Raw genomic sequence first — 18884 nt, 5'->3', positions numbered from 1 at the left:
CATAGCGCGTAACGCCGCCGCCTCAAGCCCAGCGCAAAACCAATGTGGGAGCGAGCCTGCTCGCGAAGGCGTCGATCCAGTCAACGTTGATGTTGAGTGTTAGAGCGCTTTCGCGAGCAGGCTCGCTCCCACAGGTTGTTTAGCTTCGCAGCAGTAATCCTTTAAGGGCCAGGAAGGCCGGCACACCTAGCCCGACCCAGCTCAGCGCATCCCAGATCCCGTCCCCCAGCAACGCCGCAAACAGTCCCGCCGCACTCAGAAGACCAATCACCAACGGCGTGCTGAAGACTTTCCAGAAATTCGACTGACGCGGCTTCATACCGTCGCCTCCGCCGTTTCCAGCACAGGTTTGGCAGCCTTGCGCCGCACCACCCACAGATACACGCCGCTGCCGAGAACGATGATGGTCAGCACATCGAGCGTGGCCCAAAGGATCTTCATCGGCATGCCGCCGTAGTCACCAAAGTGCAGCGGTTGCGACATGCCCATCGCGTCCATGTACCACGGTCGTTCCGCCACCGCGGTGACCTTCAGCGTGGTGGCGTCGATCAGCACCGGCGTCAGCAGATGCGAAGTCAGGTGCGTGCCACCCTTCATGAACACCGAGTAATGGTGTTCGCTGGAGAAGCGTGTGCCGGGGAAGGCAATGAAATCCGGTTTCATGCCCGGCGCAGCTTCGCCGGCAATGTCGAGCAAACGCTTGGCGGGCGCCAGTTGTGTCAGCGGTGGCGCGTCGCGATAGGGCTCGATCAAAGCGGTCAGGGCCTCGTTGCGCCATGCGGCGATCAGCAGATCGGCGCAGGCACTGATCACGCCAGTCACGCCGACGACCAAGGCCCAGGTCAGCGTCACCACGCCAATCAGGTTATGCAGGTCGAGCCAGCGCAGCCGCGTGGATTTGTCCTGACGCACCGTGCCGAACTTCAGCCGACGCATGAACGGCAAGTACAACACCGTGCCCGAAACTATCGCCACGACAAACAATAAACCCATGAACGCCAGCAGCAGTTTGCCCGGCAACCCGGCAAACATGTCGACGTGCAGGCGCAGGATAAACAGCATCAAACCGCCGTTGGCCGAAGGGGTTTCCAGTGCTTCACCGCTGCGCGCATCGAGCATGAAGGTGTGCGAGGAGTTCGGTTCGGTGCCGGCGGTTTTTGCCATGATCGCAAACGCAGCGTTTGGCTCTTCGTCGTCGTAACCGAAGTACTGCATGACCTCGCCCGGCCGATGTTTCTGCGCGGCATCCACCAGTTGTTGCAGGTTGAGTTGCGGCGTGTCGGCCGGCATCTCTCGCAACTCGGGGGCATTGCCCAGCAGATGATCGATTTCATGGCTGAAAATCAACGGCAAACCGGTCAATGCCAGCATCAGCAAAAACACGGTGCAGATCAGGCTGGTCCAGGTGTGGATAAACGACCAGCGACGAATTGTTTTACTTTTCATTTCATGACCTTCAAAAACACCAAAGCCGTCCACGAGGGACGGCCTGGTAACAGGGCCTGTTTCAGCTCAGTCGCTTACCACTTGTAAGTGGCGCTGGCGACGACGCTGCGTTGATCGCCGTAGTAGCAATAGAAACCGTCGCAGGTGGAAATGTAGTCCTTGTCGAACAGGTTGGTCGCATTCAGTGCCAGCGACGCGCCTTTGAGGCTGTTGTCGAGACGGCCGAGGTCGTAATGCACGCTCGCGTCGAACACGGTATAGGCATCCGCCTTGCCCAGCCAAGTGTTGCCTTTGTCGCCGTAGGTGTTGCCGGTGTAACGCACGCCAGCACCCACGCCGAAACCGTCGAGCACGCCGGTGTGCCAGGTGTAGTCAGTCCACAGCGAGGCTTGCTGGTTCGGCATCAGTTGCAGACGGTTGCCCTTGTCGACGCCTTTCTGCACTTCGGACTTGGCCAGGGTGTAGGCGGCGATGACCTTGAGGTTATCGGTCACGTCCGAAACGGCTTCCAGTTCCAGGCCTTTGACTTTCACTTCGCCGGTCTGGCTGGTGATGTTCACGTTGTTGACGATGCTGTTGACCGAAACGTTCTTCTGGGTCAGGTCATACACCGCCGCGCTGAGCAGGGTTTTGCTGCCCGGTGGTTGGTACTTGATGCCCAGTTCCCACTGCTTGCCTTCGGTTGGCTTGAGCGAATCGGTGGACGTCGCGTCGGCACCAGCGGTTGGCTGGAAGGACTCGGCGTACGACAGGTACGGCACAAAGCCCGAATCGAAGACATAGCTGATTGCCGCGTTGCCGCTGAAGTTTTTGTCGCGCTGCGTGTTGGTGGCATCGCCCTTGTTGATGAACTGGGTGCTGGTGTGTACCCAGTCTTCACGGCCACCGAGGGTCAGACGCCACTGGTCGAGAGCCATTTGATCCTGCACGTACAGGCCGGTCTGGTAGGTCTTCTGGTCGTAGTCATAAAACGCGGTAGAGCGCGGTGGACGTACGATCGGTTGCCCGTAGATCGGATTGACGACGTTGGTGGTCAAGCCATCGCCGAAAATCGAGGTGTAATTGGTGTTGCTGCGCTGGTGATCCAGGCCCAGCAGCAGGGTGTGGCGGATATCGCCGGTAGCGAAGTCAGCCTGGAAATTGTTGTCCACGGCGAACTGGCTGATGTCCTCATCGACAACCGTGGAAGTGCGACCGACGTTGCCTTGATCATCCACCATCGTGAACGGATAAGAGCCTGGAGTCAGCGCCTGGAATGCCAGATCGGACTTGGTATAACGCAAGTTCTGCTTGAACTGCCACACATCGTTCAGACGATGTTCAAAGGCATAACCCAGCGCGTAGTAAGTGCGGTCGTAATATTCCCAATCCGGATCGCCAAGGTTCTTGTGGTGAGAAACGTCACCGAACGGCATGTCGATCTTGGTGCCCTGAATCGGCAGGAACTGGCTGGTGATGCCGGTATCGTCGCGGGTGAACTGGGTCAGCAGGGTGAACTTGGTATCGTCGTCGATGTTCCAGGTCACGCTCGGCGCGATGTTGTAACGCTTGTTGTCGACGTGGTCGATTTGGGTGCCGCTGTCGCGCACGACGCCGCTGAGACTGTAGAGAAACTGACCAGCCTCATCGATCTTGCCGGTGCTGGCGAAGTTGATCTGGCGATGGTTGTCGCTGCCGTATTGCAGCTGAATTTCGCTGCTGGCTTCGGCACTTGGACGGCGGCTGACCATGTCCAGCAAGCCGCCCGGAGGCGTCTGGCCGTACACCGACGACGCTGGGCCGCGCAGCAGGGCGAGGCGGTCGAGGTTCCAGGTTTCCTGTTTCGGGTTGGCGTACACGCCTTTTGGCAGCGGCAAGCCGTCGAGGAACTGGGTCGGTTCAAAACCGCGTACACGCAACCAGTCGGCGCGGGTGTCACTGCCGAAACTGCTGGCGGTGATGCCCGGCATGTAGCGCACGGCGTCGTCGAGGCTGTGCACGCTGCGGTCGTCCATTTGCTGACGGGTCGCCACCGAGATCGAGCGCGGCGCTTCGACCAGCGCGGTGTCGGTCTTGGTGCCGGCGGCGGTGCGGGTGGCGGTGTAGCCTTCGACCGGGCTCCACGCGGTTTCCAGATTTTCCACGCCGATGATCGCGGTTTCCGGCAGGGCCATCACACCTTCAGGTACGGCGACCAGGCTGTAAGTGCCGGAAGTGCTTTGTTCCAGTTGCAGACCGGTGCCGCTCAAGGCTGCACGCAGCGCGCCGGCCGCGTCGTACTGGCCTTTGACCGGCGCCGAAGTCTTGCCCGCCGCCAATGAAGGGTTCAGCGACAGCGCGAGGCCGCCCTGGCTGGCGATCTGGTTCAGGGTGGTCGACAGAGGCGCCGCCGGCAGGTTGTAAGCGCGAACGCTGGACGCTTGTTCAGCGGCGAGCAACGGGCTGCTGATCAGCGGGGTGCTGAGGGCAATGGCGACGGCCAGCAGACTGGGGCGCAACAAGGTGTCTAGCGAACGGGACATACGGCGGCTCCTGAATGGAAATATTTCTCAATTGCCTGCTTGCCGGATGAAAATCAAAAAGTGATAGGGCTGGATGAAAATAATTTCGATTTGCGGGAAGTAGCGTTGTGGCGGACGACGCCATTCGCGAGCAGGCTCGCTCCCACATTTGGAATGCGTTCTCCTGTGGGAGCGAGCCTGCTCGCGAAAGCGGTGGTTGTGCTAGCCCATCACTCAGGCTTGGAATCTGCCTTCGCGACGGTCACCCAATAAGGCGTGTGCTGCTCAATCTGCACCGGCAACGTCGGCAGCAGCGCGCTCAAAGCCTTATCGGTGTCATGCAGCGGAAAGCTGCCAGTAATTCGCAAATCCGCCACTTCCGGCGCCACACCCAGATGCCCGCGACGATAACGCCCAAGCTCATGCACCAGATCGCCCAGCCGTGCGTTGTCGACCACCAACATGCCGCGCGTCCAGGCATCGGCGCCGGGGTTGAGGGCGACGATCGCGTCGAGCCCATCACTGCGCATGAACACCTGCTGGCCTTCGTGGAGGATCTGCTCTTGCGGATTCGATTGCGGATGCGCCGCGACAGCCGACTGCAACACACTCAGACGCGTGCCTTCGTCTTCTCGCTTGACCAAAAACCGCGTGCCCAGCGCACGCATGCTGCCTTCACGGGTTTCGACGATGAAGGGCCGCGCGTCGCCGTGGCCGGTTTCCACGAGGATTTCGCCCTCCTGCAGAACGATCAGTCGGCGCTTCTCATCGAATCGCACGTCAACCGCGCTGTGGGTATTGAGGTTGAGCACGGTGCCATCGGACAGCCGCACGATGCGCTGTTCACCGGTGGCGGTGCGCTGATCGGCGAGCCAGTAATCCAGCGGCAGATAACGTTCGCCAGCAAACAACGCCACGCCGACAACCACCACAACGCTCGCCAGACCACTGCCCAACTTGCGCACGCGGCGACGGATGCTTTCCCGGGATTGCAGCAGAGCGCTGCGGGCCGGGCCTTTGGCCACGCTGAAACGCTGATCAAGCATGCCCAACTGGCGCCAGGCCCGGGCGTGTTCTTCATTGGCCGCGTGCCATTTGGCGAATTCTTCGCGCTCCAGCGGACTGCTGGAGTCGAGGGTCAACTGCCAGGCAATCGCCGCGTCCAGCACGTGTGCCTGAACCGGTCTGGAACTGGCCGGACTCACGTCGGCTCACCGTACAGGGCGATGTAGCACTGACGAATGCCTTGCGCGAGGTACTGGCGCACACGCGGCACCGAAACGCCGAGCTTCTCGGCAATCTCGGCGTGGCCGAGGCCGTCGAGGCGGTTATAAAGGAAGGCGGCACGAGCCTTGGTCGACAGTTTGCCGAGCAAGCGGTCGATGGCCTTGAGGTCTTCGAGGATCAGTTGCTGTTCTTCCACCGACGGTTGTTCGCCTTCGGGGATCAGCATTAGTTCGGTGAGGTAGGCCTGTTCCAGCGCGGCGCGGCGGAAGTAATCGAACAGCAGGCCTTTGGCGATCGCCACCAGAAAGGCTCGCGGTTCGCGGGGTGTCAGCAACTCATCACGACCGAGCAGGCGTACGAAGGTGTCCTGACTCAGATCTTCGGCCCGTTGCGGACAGGCCACATTGCGTCGCAGCCACGTCAATAGCCAACCGCGATGGTCGCGATACATCGCACCAACGAGTTCACTGTGAGGGCTTTGGGCTGCAGGCACCGAATATCACCGATTGGGAAATATTAACTAACGCGAATTGTTCGCGATTCTCGCAGAGGTGGGAATGGTTAGCAATTGGCCACTGGTCAGATGGCACGTTTGGATAACCCCGTAGGAGCTGCCGAAGGCTGCGATCTTTTGATCTTGTTTTTGAAGATCAAGGTCAAAAGATCGCAGCCTTCGGCAGCTCCTACAGGGAGCGTCTTTCGGCGCAGAACCTGTGGGAGCGGGCTTGCTCGCGAAGAGGCCAGAGCGGGTGCTGAAAATCTAAAAGGAAGGAGCCTGCTGCCGGCGCTTCCACTGACTCAACCGCTGCTGAAGGTTTAGCGGACTATGAATCTGCTGCCCCCGCGCCCGGCTAAACAGAATCAACGCCAACTCCGCCGTCGCTAACGCATCGGCGCTCGCGTTATGCCGTTCAAACACTTCCAGCCGAAACCACTCGATCCACTCATCCAGCCCCGCCTCGCGGATCTGCGCCTGCGGACACACCAGCGGCGCAATATCGGCGACATCCAGAAACACCTGCTGCAACTTGTGCCCCAGATGCTCCTTCACCGCACGCCCGAGCATGTGCTGATCAAACGGCGCATGAAACGCCAGCACCGGGCTGTCGCCCATAAACTCCAGCAATTCCAGCAACGCCTCGGCCGGCTCACTACCGGCAGCAATCGCATTCGGCCCCAGTCCATGAATCAACACACTGGGGCTGAGCTTCAACTCCCGGCACTGCAAGGTGCGTTCGAACTGCTGACTGAAGTCGATCGCGCCGTCCTCGATCACCACCGCACCAATCGACAACACGCGATCCTTGTTCAGATTGAGCCCGGTGGTTTCCAGATCCAGCACTACCCAACGCTGTTCGCGCAGGGTGCATTCGCGCAGCTCAGTGATCGCCGGCAGCTTCGCCAGTCGCTGCTGAAAATCCACCGGCACCACCGGACTCGCCGGGCGCAGCCACGAAAACAGACTCATAGCTGATACCGCAACGTCAGGCTGCTTTGCAGGCGCTGCGCCTGACGCAGGGATTCGCGGAGGATGCGCCGGTCGAGATGATTGAGGCTGTCGGGATCGACACGGTTGGAGTACGGCAAATTCTCGCGCGTCTGCAACTGATGCTGTTGCATGCGCGTTTGCTGAATGAAGTGATACGCCTCTTCATACGCCGCGCCGTCCAGCCGTTCGATGACTTCTTTATCGACCAACTGACGGAAGCGTTCGAGGGTGTTGTTGGCGTCGATACCGTTGGCCAACGCCAGCAAGCGTGCGCCATCCACAAACGGCGTCAGCCCCTGAACCTTCAAGTCCAGCGTGGCTTTCTCGCCGTTCTTGCGCGCCAATACGAACTCACGGAAACGCCCCACCGGCGGACGATTGCGCAGGGCGTTCTCGGCCATCATGCGCTGGAACAAACGGTTGTCACCGACCTGATCAAGAATGCCCCGGCGCAGTTGTTCGCAGCTTGTTTCATCGCCCCAGACCACGCGCAGATCGAAATAAATACTCGACCCCAACAGGTTCTCCGGCGTCGCCTCGCGAATAAACGCCGCAAAGCGCCGCGCCCATTCCGCCCGCGACAAACACAGCTCGGGGTTGCCGGCCATGATGTTGCCTTTGCACAGGGTGAAGCCGCACTGCGCAAGGCTCTGGTTGATCTGCTGGGCAATCGGCAGCAGCTTGCCGCGAATCTCTGCGGCGTGCGCAGCATCGCGAGCGTCGAACAAAATGCCGTTGTCCTGATCGGTGTGCAGCGTTTGCTCGCGGCGGCCTTCGCTGCCGAAACACAGCCAACTGAAGGGCACGCCGGGGTCGCCTTTTTCGGCGAGGGTCAGCTCGATCACCCGGCATACGGTGTGGTCGTTGAGCAGGGTGATGATGTGGGTGATCTGCGTCGACGAGGCGCCGTGGGCGAGCATGCGTTCGACCAGTTGACCGATTTCGCCGCGCAGGGTGACCAATTGTTCGACGCGTTGCGCACTGCGAATCGTCCGCGCCAGATGCACCAGATCGACCCGTTGCAGAGAAAACAGATCGCGCTCGGAAACCACGCCGCACAAGCGCTGATCCTTGACCAGACAAACGTGGGCGATGTGCCGTTCGGTCATGGCAATCGCCGCATCGAACGCGCTGTGATCCGGCGAAAGATAGAAGGGCGCGCGGGTCATGTGGCGCTCGATGGCTTCGCTGAAATCACCGACGCCTTCGGCCACCACATGGCGCAAATCGCGCAGGGTAAAAATCCCCAGCGGTGCTTTGTTTTCGTCTACGGCGACGATGCTGCCGACCTGTTGCTCGTGCATCAGCTTCACCGCTTCGCGCAGCGGCGTGTCCGGGCTGCACGTCACCGGGTGACGCATCGCCAGTTCGCCCAGTCGGGTGTTCAGCGAGTACTGCGTGCCGAGGGTTTCCACGGCTTTCTGCTGCACTTGCTGATTGACCTGATCGAGCAGGCTGCTGACCCCGCGCAAGGCGAAATCACGGAAGGCGTTGGAGAGGGCGAACAGTTTGATGAACGCCAGTTTGTTCAGTTGCAGGCAGAAGGTATCTTCGCCGGCCAGATGCTCGGTGCGCGTCGCGCGTTCGCCGAGCAGGGCAGCCAGCGGAAAACACTCGCCGGTGGTGATTTCAAACGTGGTCTCGGTGCCGGGTTTGGTGATGTGCTGGCGTTCGCCGACCACCCGGCCCTGTTTGACGATATAGAAATGTTCGACCGGGCCGTCAGTGGGTTTGATGATGCTCTCGCCCTGAGCGTAAAACCGCAGCTGACATTGCTCCACCAGATAAGCGAGGTGGGCGTGTTCCATCTGATTGAAGGGCGGGAAGCGCTGGAGGAATTGCAGGGTGCCCTGAATGTTCTGCAATACCGCGGTTTTCCCTGCCTGGGTGAAGGCGTCCGCTTTACTCATAACCATTACCGCAGTCTTTTTCGAATTGTTGTTGTCGGATCGTTATGGCCATGGTCGACCCCTACGGACAGGGTGCCCATTGGACGTAAGTCTAGGTTTTGCCACCATTGGCGAAGTTTCGGAGATGCCCTACGCAAACAGTCGGAAATTCCCTCGGTTACCCCCTTGGAAAAAAATCCGACGAAGTGCACATTGAAGCTCTGCCCAGCGCTGTCTGACCACTTGCCAAGGGATTGATTTGAATACTTAGAGAACGCCATGTCCGACCACGATATTTTGAGCGACGCCGAGCGAGAAGCGCTCAGCGCAGTGATGCTCGAACCCGACCTGCCGCCGCAGCGTGTGCTGATCGTCGATGACGACAAAGACGCCCGGGAGCTGTTGTCGGAGATTCTCGCGTTGGACGGCATTCGCTGCATGACCGCGGCGAGTGGTGAGACGGCATTGAAGATGCTCGCTGAAAAGCCTTCGATTGGCCTGGTGATTACCGATCTGCGCATGGGCAATGTCGATGGGCTGGACTTGATTCGGCAGGTGCGCGAGTCGGTGCGGGCGGCGATGCCGATCATCATTGTCTCGGGCGATGCCGATGTGAAGGATGCGATTGCGGCGATGCATTTGAGCGTGGTGGATTTTCTGCTCAAGCCGATTGATACGACGCAGTTGCTGGCGCTGGTGAAGCGCGAATTGGGGATTGAGCCTTAACGTATTAAAAATCAAAAGATCGCAGCCTTCGGCAGCTCCTACACGGAATCTCTGTAGGAGCTGCCGAAGGCTGCGATCTTTTGATTCTGCGTCCAATAAAAAAGCCCTGATCAAAAGATCAGGGCTTTTTCACTTCTACGCAAATTTACAGGCCGTTAGCCGCCTTGAACTCGCGACGACGACGGTGCAGAACCGGCTCGGTGTAACCGTTCGGCTGCTTGGTGCCTTCGACCACCAGTTCGACCGCCGCCTGGAAGGCGATGTTGCTGTCGAAGTTCGGGGCCAGCGGACGGTACAGCGGGTCGTTGGCGTTTTGACGGTCAACCACTGGCGCCATGCGCTTGAGGCTTTCCATCACTTGCGCTTCGGTGACCACGCCGTGGCGCAGCCAGTTGGCAATGTGCTGGCTGGAGATACGCAGCGTGGCACGGTCTTCCATCAGGCCGACGTCATTGATGTCCGGCACTTTCGAGCAACCCACACCCTGGTCGATCCAGCGCACCACGTAACCGAGAATGCCCTGGGAATTGTTGTCCAGTTCGTTCTTGATCTGCTCTGGCGTCCAGTTCGGGTTGACCGCCAGCGGGATGGTCAGGATGTCGTCGACCGACGCGCGAGCACGTTTGGCCAGTTCGGCCTGACGGGCGAACACGTCAACCTTGTGGTAATGCAGCGCGTGCAGTGCAGCGGCAGTCGGCGATGGAACCCAAGCGGTGTTGGCGCCAGCCAATGGGTGCGCGATTTTCTGCTCAAGCATCGCGGCCATCAGATCCGGCATCGCCCACATGCCTTTACCGATTTGCGCGCGACCTTGCAGGCCGGTGCTCAGACCGATATCGACGTTCCAGTTTTCGTAAGCGCCGATCCACTTCTCAGCCTTCATGTCAGCCTTGCGTACAACCGGGCCGGCTTCCATGGAGGTGTGGATTTCGTCGCCGGTGCGGTCGAGGAAACCGGTGTTGATGAACACCACGCGCTCGCTGGCCGCCTGGATGCAGGCCTTGAGGTTGACCGTGGTGCGGCGCTCCTCGTCCATGATCCCGACTTTCAGCGTGTTGCGCTTCAGGCCCAGCACGTCTTCGATGCGACCGAACAGCTCGTTGGTGAACGCCGCTTCTTCCGGGCCGTGCATCTTCGGTTTAACGATGTAGACCGAGCCGGTGCGGGTGTTGCGACGCGAGGTGTTGCCGTTGAGGTTGTGCATCGCCGCGAGGCAAGTGACCAGACCGTCGAGGATGCCTTCCGGCACTTCGTTACCGTCTTTGTCGAGGATCGCGTCGATGGTCATCAGGTGACCAACGTTACGCACGAACAACAGCGAACGACCGTGCAGCGTCACTTCACCGCCATTTGGCGCGGCGTAGGTGCGATCCGGGTTCATGGTGCGGGTGAAGGTCTGGCCGCCCTTGGACACGGATTCCGACAGGTCGCCCTTCATCAGGCCGAGCCAGTTGCGGTAGATCACCACTTTGTCGTCAGCATCGACGGCGGCCACGGAGTCTTCGCAGTCCATGATGGTGGTCAGCGCCGCTTCCATCAGGATGTCTTTGACGCCGGCCGGGTCGGTCTGGCCAACCGGGGTAGTAGCGTCGACCTGGATTTCGAAATGCAGACCGTTGTGTTTCAGCAGGATCGCGATTGGCGCGTTGGCGTCGCCCTGGAAACCGATCAGTTGTGCATCGTCGCGCAGGCCACTGTTGCTGCCGCCCTTGAGGGTGACCACGAGTTTGCCGTCGGCGATTTTGTAGCCGGTCGAATCAACGTGGGAGCCAGCAGCCAATGGCGCGGCTTCGTCGAGAAACGCGCGGGCGAAGGCGATGACTTTGTCGCCACGCACCTTGTTGTAGCCTTTGCCTTTTTCTGCGCCACCTTCTTCGCTGATCGCGTCGGTGCCGTAAAGGGCGTCATACAGCGAACCCCAGCGGGCGTTCGAAGCATTGAGAGCAAAGCGAGCGTTCATCACCGGCACAACGAGTTGCGGGCCGGCGGTACGGGCGATTTCATCATCGACGTTTTGCGTCGTTGCCTGGAAATCAGCCGCTTCTGGCAGCAGATAACCGATTTCTTGCAGGAAGGCTTTGTAGGCCACGGCGTCGTGCGCCTGACCGTTGCGTTCCTGATGCCAGGCGTCAATACGAGCCTGGAAGTCATCGCGTTTGGCGAGTAGGGCTTTGTTCTTCGGCGCCAGGTCATGAATGACCTTGTCGGCACCTTCCCAGAATTTTTCGGCGGTGAGGCCGGTACCGGGAATGGCTTCGTTGTTCACGAAGTCGAACAGGACTTTGGCGACCTGCAGGCCACCGACTTGAACGTGTTCAGTCATTGCTTGCCTCACTCTGCTCAGCTATTTCGCTTTTCAGCTCTTCAATTTTGACAATGAAGCCTCTGGGCCATTTAAACCACAAACCTGCCGACCAGTACATGCCATTGCTGGCGGCTGGGCTGGGACCAATCAACGGCTTGGGGCCTTGCTGACGGGGCTTTCAGGGTTGCGAACAGGCTTCGGGCAGACATCGATTCAGCGTTATGTAGTGCGCGCTGCGGCATACTACATGATGAGTTGCGCTTGTGAAAATCAGACTAATTACGTCGTTCTGCGACCTCATGTCGCATTGCGGTCACATCGCGGAACGGGATGTTCTCAAAAAACCATTGGATTGTTCCAGCTAAATATCAAAAGTTGTACACATAAATACTATTTGGCTGCTATGGCATCTGTCACATAGGGCTTGGTGGTGGGGTCAATTGTGGCGAGGGGATTTATCCCCGTTGGGTGGCGAAGCCGCCCCCTGCGTTCTTGGCAGGTAAACCGAGTTGGCAGGATTTACGACTGCTGCGCAGCCGGACGGGGATAAATCCCCTCGCCACAGGTCATCATCTGCAGGTGATTTCCACATACCAACACCGGGTCAGGCTGAATCAACGCCCTTGCCTATACTTCCCCTTCTATAACAACAGTCATGACAAGAGGGCGGCGCCATGGATCATCTCGTACTCACCGTTTTCGCCCCGGACAAGCCCGGGCAGGTCGAGCGCATTGCCCAATGCATTGCCGAGCACGGCGGTAACTGGCTGGAAAGTCGCATGTCGCGGATGGCCGGGCAGTTTGCCGGGATTTTGCGGGTGGGCGTGCCGGCAGAGGCTTACGACGAATTGGTCGATGCCCTACAAGCATTGTCGACTCACGGCATTCGCGTGTTGATCGCTGAAAGCGGTATCGAACAATCCTGCACCTGGAAACCGATCGCCATGGAACTGGTGGGCAACGACCGCCCGGGGATTGTGCGCGACATCACCCGCTTGCTGAGCGAGCAGGGCGTGAACCTCGAACGGCTGGTGACCGAAGTACGTCCGGCGCCGATGAGCAGCGAGCCGCTGTTCCACGCCGAAGCGATTCTCGCCGTGCCGTTAACTTTGTCACTCGACGTGTTGCAGTCACGCCTGGAAACCCTGGCCGATGACTTGATGGTCGAACTGGTGTTACGCACAGACCTTTAAACGCCAATCAGGTTATCCAGTTTTAACGTGCACCTGCCTGTGGATAACCTGTAGAGACTGCGCGCAACGCCACGCCCGCCGTGGCTTTGCTGGAGTTGATCAAAAAACCGCCAGCATTCAGTGACTTGCACACAAACGGCGGGGATCACGCTGTGGATAACCTTTGGACGGAACGTTGCAGGCCACGAGAACCGTGGCCTGCGGAGGTTTGTGTGTTTTTTGATCAGCTGCGCCGGCGCAAACTTATCCACGCATCGACGCTGTACACCGCCAGACCGGCCCAAATAAACATGAACGCGACCAGCGTGCTGGACGACAAGTGCTCGCCAAACAGCAGCACCGCTTGCAGCAGCACCAGCGTCGGCGCGAGGTATTGCAGGAAGCCCAGCGTGGTGTAGGGCAAATGCCGCGCGGCTGCGTTGAAACACACCAGCGGCACCAGCGTCACCGGGCCGGCGGCGACCAGCCACCAGGCTTGCGAGGTTGTCCAGAACTCAGGTTGCGCGCTGGTCGCGGTCTGGTTGAACAGCAGCCAGGCGATGGCAATCGGCACCAGCATCCAGGTTTCCACCACCAGACCCGGCAACGCCTTGACTGGCGCCTGTTTGCGGATCAGCCCATAAAAACCGAAGGTCAGCGCCAGCACCAGCGACACCCACGGCAGACTGCCGACCTGCCAGACCTGCTGCGCCACACCCACCGCGGCTAGCCCAACCGCAATCCACTGCATCCGCCGCAGTCGTTCGCCGAGAATCATCATCCCCAGCAACACATTCACCAACGGGTTGATGTAGTAACCGAGGCTCGCTTCCAGCATGCGTCCGTTGTTCACCGACCACACATACGTCAGCCAGTTGGCCGCGATCAGCGTGCCGCTCAAGGCCAGAATCGCCAGACGTTTGGGATTGTCGAGCAACTCGCGCAGCCAGCCCGGGTGTTTCCACACCATCAGCAGCAACGCGCCGAACAGCGCCGACCACAGCACCCGATGGATGATGATCTCGACTGCCGGTACTTCGGCGATGGCTTTGAAATAGATCGGGAACAGGCCCCAGATGATGTAGGCCGTGAGGCCCAGAATGTACCCGCGACGCGGGTTGGCAGCTTGCATGCAGAATCCTTGCTTAGGCAGCTAACAAAGGAGGGGATTGTAAGGAGGTTTGCCAGCGAATGCCGTAGCTGATTGGTCAGGAATGTGTGAACGAAGGATTGAGCCTCCACCGGGGAGGCTGAATAAAAGCGATCAGATATTATCCGGCGTCCGCGCTTTCTCCCGTGCATGCTCGCGGCTGATCAAGCCTTTGCTCACCAAATCTTTCAGGCACATGTCGAGGGTCTGCATGCCCAGCGAGCCACCGGTCTGAATCGCCGAATACATCTGCGCGACTTTGTCTTCGCGGATCAGATTACGGATCGCTGAGGTACCGAGCATGATCTCGTGCGCCGCGACCCGACCGCCGCCGATCTTCTTGATCAGCGTCTGTGAGACCACCGCCAGCAACGACTCCGAGAGCATCGAACGCACCATCGATTTCTCGTCACCGGGGAACACGTCCACCACACGGTCGATGGTTTTCGCCGCCGACGTGGTGTGCAGGGTGCCGAACACCAGATGCCCGGTTTCAGCAGCGGTCAGTGCCAGGCGAATGGTTTCCAGATCGCGCATCTCACCGACGAGAATCACGTCCGGGTCCTCCCTTAGCGCCGAACGTAATGCCGTGGCGAAACTGCGCGTATCGCGGTGGACTTCGCGCTGATTGATCAAACATTTGCGCGATTCGTGAACGAATTCGATCGGGTCTTCGATGGTCAGGATGTGGTGATGGCGATGGTTGTTGAGGTAATCGATCATCGCCGCCAGCGTGGTCGACTTGCCCGAGCCGGTCGGCCCGGTGACCAGTACCAGCCCGCGCGGCGCGTCGGTGATCTTGCGGAAAACATCGCCCATGGCGAGGTCGTCCATGCTCAGCACTTTTGACGGAATGGTACGGAATACGGCGCCGGCGCCACGGTTCTGGTTGAACGCATTGACCCGAAAGCGCGCCACGCCGGGGACTTCGAAGGAAAAGTCGGTTTCCAGATGTTTCTCGAAGTCGACCCGCTGGGTGTCGTTCATGATGTCGTAGATCAGTTCGTGCACTTGCTTGTGATCCAGCGGCGGCAGATTGATCCGTCGTACATCGCCGTCGACGCGGATCATCGGCGGCAGACCGGCCGATAGGTGCAGGTCGGACGCGCCTTGTTTGGCGCTGAAGGCCAGCAGTTCAGTGATATCCATAGCGTTCCTCAATTCCAGTAGAATGCCGCGAACCTTCAGACCGCTGGCGCCTCTTGATGTCCACGATAGCAGACAACATTTCCCACGTTGGTTCGCGCATCCAGACCGCGACCCAAGCCGCACACCGTCCTGAAAACAGCGTCCAGTTGCTCGCCGTGAGCAAGACCAAACCCGCCGAGGCCCTGCGCGAAGCGTATGCCGCCGGCCTGCGCGACTTTGGTGAGAACTACCTGCAGGAAGCCTTGAGCAAACAGCTCGAACTGGCGGATCTGCCCTTGATCTGGCACTTCATCGGCCCCATTCAATCGAACAAGACTCGCGCGATTGCCGAGCATTTCGACTGGGTGCACTCCGTGGATCGCCTGAAAATCGCTCAACGTCTGTCCGAACAACGCCCGGCCGAACTGCCGCCGCTGAACATCTGCATTCAGGTCAACGTCAGCGGTGAGGCGAGTAAATCCGGCTGCACGCCTGACGATCTGCCGGCGCTGGCCGCGGCCATCAGCACTTTGCCGCGTTTGAAACTGCGCGGCTTGATGGCGATTCCCGAGCCGACCGACGACCGCGCCGAGCAAGACGCGGCCTTCGCCGCCGTGCAGAAATTGCAGGCGAGCCTCGATTTGCCGCTCGACACACTTTCCATGGGCATGAGCCACGACCTTGAGTCGGCCATCGCCCAAGGCGCCACTTGGGTGCGTATCGGTACGGCCCTGTTTGGCGCCCGCGACTATTCCCAATCTTGAACGTTTGCAGATAAGGACCACACATGAGCAACACACGTATTGCGTTTATCGGTGCGGGCAACATGGCGGCCAGTTTGATCGGCGGCCTGCGCGCCAAAGGTCTGGACGCTGCACACATCCGTGCCAGCGATCCGGGCGAAGAAACCCGCGCCAAGGTCAGCGCTGAGCACGGCATCGAAACGTTTGCCGACAACGCTCAAGCCATCGACGGCGTCGACGTGATCGTGCTGGCGGTCAAGCCGCAAGCCATGAAAACCGTGTGCGAAGCGATTCGCCCGAGCCTGAAACCGAATCAACTGGTGGTGTCGATTGCCGCTGGCATCACCTGCGCCAGCATGACCGCTTGGTTGGGCGAGCAGCCGATCGTGCGTTGCATGCCGAACACCCCGGCGCTGCTGCGTCAGGGCGTCAGCGGTTTGTACGCGACCAGCGAAGTGACTGCCGAGCAGCGTCAGCAGGCTGAAGAGCTGCTGTCCGCCGTCGGCATCGCCCTGTGGCTGAACGAAGAACAGCAACTGGATGCGGTGACGGCAGTGTCCGGCTCCGGCCCGGCGTACTTCTTCCTGCTGATCGAAGCGATGACCGCTGCCGGCGTCAAACTCGGTCTGCCGAAGGAAGTTGCTGAACAACTGACGCTGCAAACCGCCTTGGGCGCCGCGCACATGGCGGTCGCAAGCGATGTCGACGCCGCCGAACTGCGTCGTCGTGTGACTTCGCCAAATGGCACCACAGAAGCCGCGATCAAATCTTTCCAGGCCAATGGCTTCGAAGCCCTGGTCGAAACCGCACTCGGCGCCGCCGCGCACCGCTCGGCCGAAATGGCCGAACAACTGGGCAAATAAGGAGCCTTACATGATTGGATTGAACACTGCAGCGGTTTACGTGCTGCAAACCCTCGGCAGTCTGTACCTGCTGATCGTGCTGCTGCGTTTCGTGCTGCAACTGGTGCGGGCGAATTTCTACAACCCGCTGTGCCAGTTCATCGTCAAAGCGACCCAGCCTCTGCTCAAACCGCTGCGCCGGATCATTCCGAGCGTGTTCGGTCTGGACATGTCCTCGCTGGTATTGGCAATTCTGGTGCAACTGGCGCTGATGGCGCTGACCCTGCTGCTGACGTACGGCACCACTGGTAACCCGCTGCAACTGTTTATCTGGTCGCTGATCGGCGTGACCGCGCTGTTCCTGAAGATCTTCTTCTTCGCCCTGATCATCAGCGTGATTCTGTCGTGGGTCGCACCGGGCAGCCACAATCCGGGTGCTGAGCTGGTTAATCAGATCTGCGAACCGGCATTGGCGCCGTTCCGCAAAATCCTGCCAAACCTCGGCGGTCTGGATCTGTCGCCGATCTTCGCCTTCCTCGCGCTGAAGCTGATCGACATGCTGGTGATCAACAATCTGGCGGCGATGACGATGATGCCGGAAATCCTCCGTCTGCTGATGTGAGCTGGTTTCGATGGGACGGTGACGACTTGATCCTCGAGTGTCACCTGCAACCGGCAGCCCGTAGCGATGATTTCGCCGGGCTGCACGGTGATCGTTTGAAGATTCGCCTGACCGCGCCGCCGGTCGAGGGCAAGGCCAATGCTTGTCTGATGGGTTTTCTGGCCAAGGCGTTTGGGGTTTCGAAGAGCCAGGTGAGTTTGCTCAGCGGTGAGCTGAACCGGCAGAAGCGAGTGAAGATTTGCTCGCCGAAGAAATTGCCGGATTTGCCTGACCTGGTGCGCCCGTGATCGAGCAGTGCAGCACTTGTGGCGAGGGGATTTATCCCCGATGGGTGGCGAAGCCGCCCCTTGCTTTCTTCCAGCCAGTCCGTGTCAGCAGGTTTTGCGACTGCTGCGCAGCCGATCGGGGATAAATCCCCTCGCCACAGGGGTCGCGTTCGATGAATGAGGCCCGATCGTTGCTTGCCGCTAACCCCCCCGGTCTTTAGACTTACGCCTCATTTCAACGAGAGCAGGGTCGATGCCAACTGCCTTTCCCCCCGATTCTGTTGGTCTGGTGACGCCGCAAACCGCGCACTTCAGCGAACCGCTGGCGCTGGCCTGTGGCCGGTCGCTGGCCGCCTATGACCTGATCTACGAAACCTACGGCACGCTGAACGCGCAAGCGAGCAACGCCGTACTGATTTGCCACGCCTTGTCCGGCCACCACCACGCCGCTGGCTATCACAGCGTCGACGACCGTAAACCCGGTTGGTGGGACAGCTGCATCGGCCCCGGCAAACCGATCGACACCAATAAATTCTTCGTGGTCAGCCTGAACAACCTCGGCGGCTGCAACGGCTCCACCGGCCCGAGCAGCATCAACCCGGAGACCGGCAAACCGTTCGGTGCCGACTTCCCGGTGCTCACCGTGGAAGATTGGGTGCACAGCCAGGCGCGTCTCGCTGACCTGCTCGGCATCGGCCAGTGGGCGGCGGTGATTGGCGGCAGCCTCGGCGGCATGCAGGCGCTGCAATGGACGATCACCTATCCGGATCGCGTGCGTCACTGCCTGGCCATCGCCTCGGCACCGAAGCTGTCGGCGCAGAACATCGCCTTCAACGAAGTCGCCCGTCAGGCGATCCTCACGGATCCGGAATTCCACGGCGGTTCGTTCCAGGAAGCGGGCGTGATCCCCAAGCGCGGCTTGATGCTGGCGCGCATGGTCGGGCACATCACGTACCTGTCCGACGATTCGATGGGCGAGAAATTCGGCCGTGGTCTGAAGAGCGAGAAGCTTAACTACGACTTCCACAGTGTCGAGTTTCAGGTCGAAAGCTACCTGCGTTATCAGGGCGAAGAGTTCTCCGGACGCTTCGACGCCAACACCTATCTGTTGATGACCAAGGCGCTGGATTACTTCGATCCGGCGGCGAACTTCGACGACGATCTGGCGAAAACCTTCGAAAACGCCACGGCCAAGTTTTGCGTGATGTCGTTCACCACCGACTGGCGTTTCTCCCCGGCGCGTTCGCGGGAACTGGTGGATGCGCTGATGGCGGCGCGCAAAGACGTCAGCTATCTGGAAATCGACGCACCGCAGGGCCACGACGCCTTCCTGATTCCGATCCCGCGCTACTTGCAGGCGTTCGGCAATTACATGAACCGCATCACGTTGTGAGAAAGC

The 18884-nt window shown here is 59.8% G+C and carries 17 protein-coding genes; 7 read left to right on the top strand and 10 right to left on the bottom strand.

Annotation, left to right across the window (positions count from 1 at the left end; all coding sequences use genetic code 11):
- Window positions 1-139: 139 nt before the first annotated feature.
- The 7 genes from ACIOMO_RS09025 to ACIOMO_RS08995 form a co-directional block, all read right to left on the bottom strand.
- The gene (locus tag ACIOMO_RS09025; RefSeq protein WP_159815411.1) at window positions 140-319 is read right to left on the bottom strand and encodes a hypothetical protein; all 180 of its coding nucleotides are present in this window, start codon (window positions 317-319) and stop codon (window positions 140-142) included.
- Entirely contained in the window at window positions 316-1446 is a 1131-nt protein-coding gene (locus tag ACIOMO_RS09020; RefSeq protein ID WP_401240059.1) for a PepSY-associated TM helix domain-containing protein, read from the bottom strand. The genes ACIOMO_RS09025 and ACIOMO_RS09020 overlap by 4 nt, the downstream gene beginning before the upstream one ends.
- 74 nt (window positions 1447-1520) lie before the next feature.
- The gene (locus ACIOMO_RS09015) at window positions 1521-3947 is read right to left on the bottom strand and encodes a TonB-dependent siderophore receptor (RefSeq protein WP_401240056.1); all 2427 of its coding nucleotides are present in this window, start codon (window positions 3945-3947) and stop codon (window positions 1521-1523) included.
- 209 nt (window positions 3948-4156) lie between these two features.
- Window positions 4157-5131 (bottom strand): FecR domain-containing protein, encoded by a 975-nt coding sequence (locus tag ACIOMO_RS09010; protein WP_401240053.1) that lies wholly within the window; start codon window positions 5129-5131, stop codon window positions 4157-4159.
- Entirely contained in the window at window positions 5128-5604 is a 477-nt protein-coding gene (locus ACIOMO_RS09005) for an RNA polymerase sigma factor (protein ID WP_218959295.1), read from the bottom strand. Before ACIOMO_RS09005 ends, ACIOMO_RS09010 begins: the two co-directional genes overlap by 4 nt.
- 309 nt (window positions 5605-5913) lie before the next feature.
- Window positions 5914-6621 (bottom strand): PolC-type DNA polymerase III, encoded by a 708-nt coding sequence (locus ACIOMO_RS09000; RefSeq protein WP_400648729.1) that lies wholly within the window; start codon window positions 6619-6621, stop codon window positions 5914-5916.
- Window positions 6618-8552 carry a DUF294 nucleotidyltransferase-like domain-containing protein gene (locus tag ACIOMO_RS08995; RefSeq protein WP_338110690.1) on the bottom strand — a complete coding sequence of 645 codons (1935 nt, stop codon included), beginning with the start codon at window positions 8550-8552 and terminating at the stop codon, window positions 6618-6620. Before ACIOMO_RS08995 ends, ACIOMO_RS09000 begins: the two co-directional genes overlap by 4 nt.
- Window positions 8553-8810: 258 nt before the next feature.
- Here ACIOMO_RS08995 and ACIOMO_RS08990 point away from each other — a divergent pair, with 258 nt between their 5' ends.
- Window positions 8811-9257 carry a response regulator gene (locus ACIOMO_RS08990; RefSeq protein WP_053124502.1) on the top strand — a complete coding sequence of 149 codons (447 nt, stop codon included), beginning with the start codon at window positions 8811-8813 and terminating at the stop codon, window positions 9255-9257.
- A 145-nt stretch (window positions 9258-9402) separates the two neighbouring features.
- Here the strand turns inward: ACIOMO_RS08990 and ACIOMO_RS08985 are convergent, their stop codons facing one another.
- Window positions 9403-11580, bottom strand: a complete 2178-nt coding sequence (locus ACIOMO_RS08985) for a malate synthase G (RefSeq protein ID WP_159815406.1) — start codon at window positions 11578-11580, stop codon at window positions 9403-9405.
- A gap of 656 nt (window positions 11581-12236) precedes the next feature.
- Here ACIOMO_RS08985 and ACIOMO_RS08980 point away from each other — a divergent pair.
- A complete protein-coding gene (locus ACIOMO_RS08980) occupies window positions 12237-12755 on the top strand; it encodes a glycine cleavage system protein R (protein WP_053124497.1) in 519 nt (172 codons plus the stop codon).
- Between the two features lie 223 nt (window positions 12756-12978).
- On the opposite strand, the gene rarD is transcribed toward ACIOMO_RS08980, so the two are convergent.
- Together rarD and ACIOMO_RS08970 are read right to left on the bottom strand one after the other, a co-directional pair.
- On the bottom strand, window positions 12979-13866 hold the full coding sequence (rarD, locus tag ACIOMO_RS08975; RefSeq protein ID WP_053124495.1) for an EamA family transporter RarD: 888 nt from the start codon (window positions 13864-13866) through the stop codon (window positions 12979-12981).
- Window positions 13867-13998: 132 nt separating this feature from the next.
- Window positions 13999-15033, bottom strand: coding sequence for a type IV pilus twitching motility protein PilT (locus ACIOMO_RS08970; RefSeq protein WP_212545015.1), 1035 nt, complete (start codon window positions 15031-15033; stop codon window positions 13999-14001).
- Window positions 15034-15089: 56 nt separating this feature from the next.
- On the opposite strand from ACIOMO_RS08970, the gene ACIOMO_RS08965 reads away from it, so the two are divergent.
- The 5 genes from ACIOMO_RS08965 (at window position 15090) to ACIOMO_RS08945 (ending at window position 18878) form a co-directional block, all read left to right on the top strand.
- Window positions 15090-15776: a YggS family pyridoxal phosphate-dependent enzyme gene (locus ACIOMO_RS08965; RefSeq protein ID WP_401240048.1), complete on the top strand. Its 687-nt coding sequence runs from the start codon at window positions 15090-15092 to the stop codon at window positions 15774-15776.
- 23 nt (window positions 15777-15799) lie between these two features.
- Window positions 15800-16618 (top strand): pyrroline-5-carboxylate reductase, encoded by an 819-nt coding sequence (proC, locus tag ACIOMO_RS08960; protein ID WP_400753220.1) that lies wholly within the window; start codon window positions 15800-15802, stop codon window positions 16616-16618.
- Window positions 16619-16628: 10 nt separating this feature from the next.
- On the top strand, window positions 16629-17219 hold the full coding sequence (locus ACIOMO_RS08955; RefSeq protein ID WP_053124487.1) for a YggT family protein: 591 nt from the start codon (window positions 16629-16631) through the stop codon (window positions 17217-17219).
- Window positions 17216-17506, top strand: coding sequence for a DUF167 domain-containing protein (locus tag ACIOMO_RS08950; protein WP_401240044.1), 291 nt, complete (start codon window positions 17216-17218; stop codon window positions 17504-17506). The genes ACIOMO_RS08955 and ACIOMO_RS08950 overlap by 4 nt, the downstream gene beginning before the upstream one ends.
- Window positions 17507-17738: 232 nt before the next feature.
- The gene (locus tag ACIOMO_RS08945; protein WP_053124485.1) at window positions 17739-18878 is read left to right on the top strand and encodes a homoserine O-acetyltransferase; all 1140 of its coding nucleotides are present in this window, start codon (window positions 17739-17741) and stop codon (window positions 18876-18878) included.
- The last annotated feature ends 6 nt before the right edge of the window (window positions 18879-18884 follow it).

The organism is Pseudomonas sp. NPDC087804 (genome assembly GCF_044742965.1).
GTDB lineage: Bacteria > Pseudomonadota > Gammaproteobacteria > Pseudomonadales > Pseudomonadaceae > Aquipseudomonas > Aquipseudomonas rustica.
Note: the sequence above shows the minus strand (reverse complement) of the source record. Positions and strands in the feature narration are given on the sequence as shown.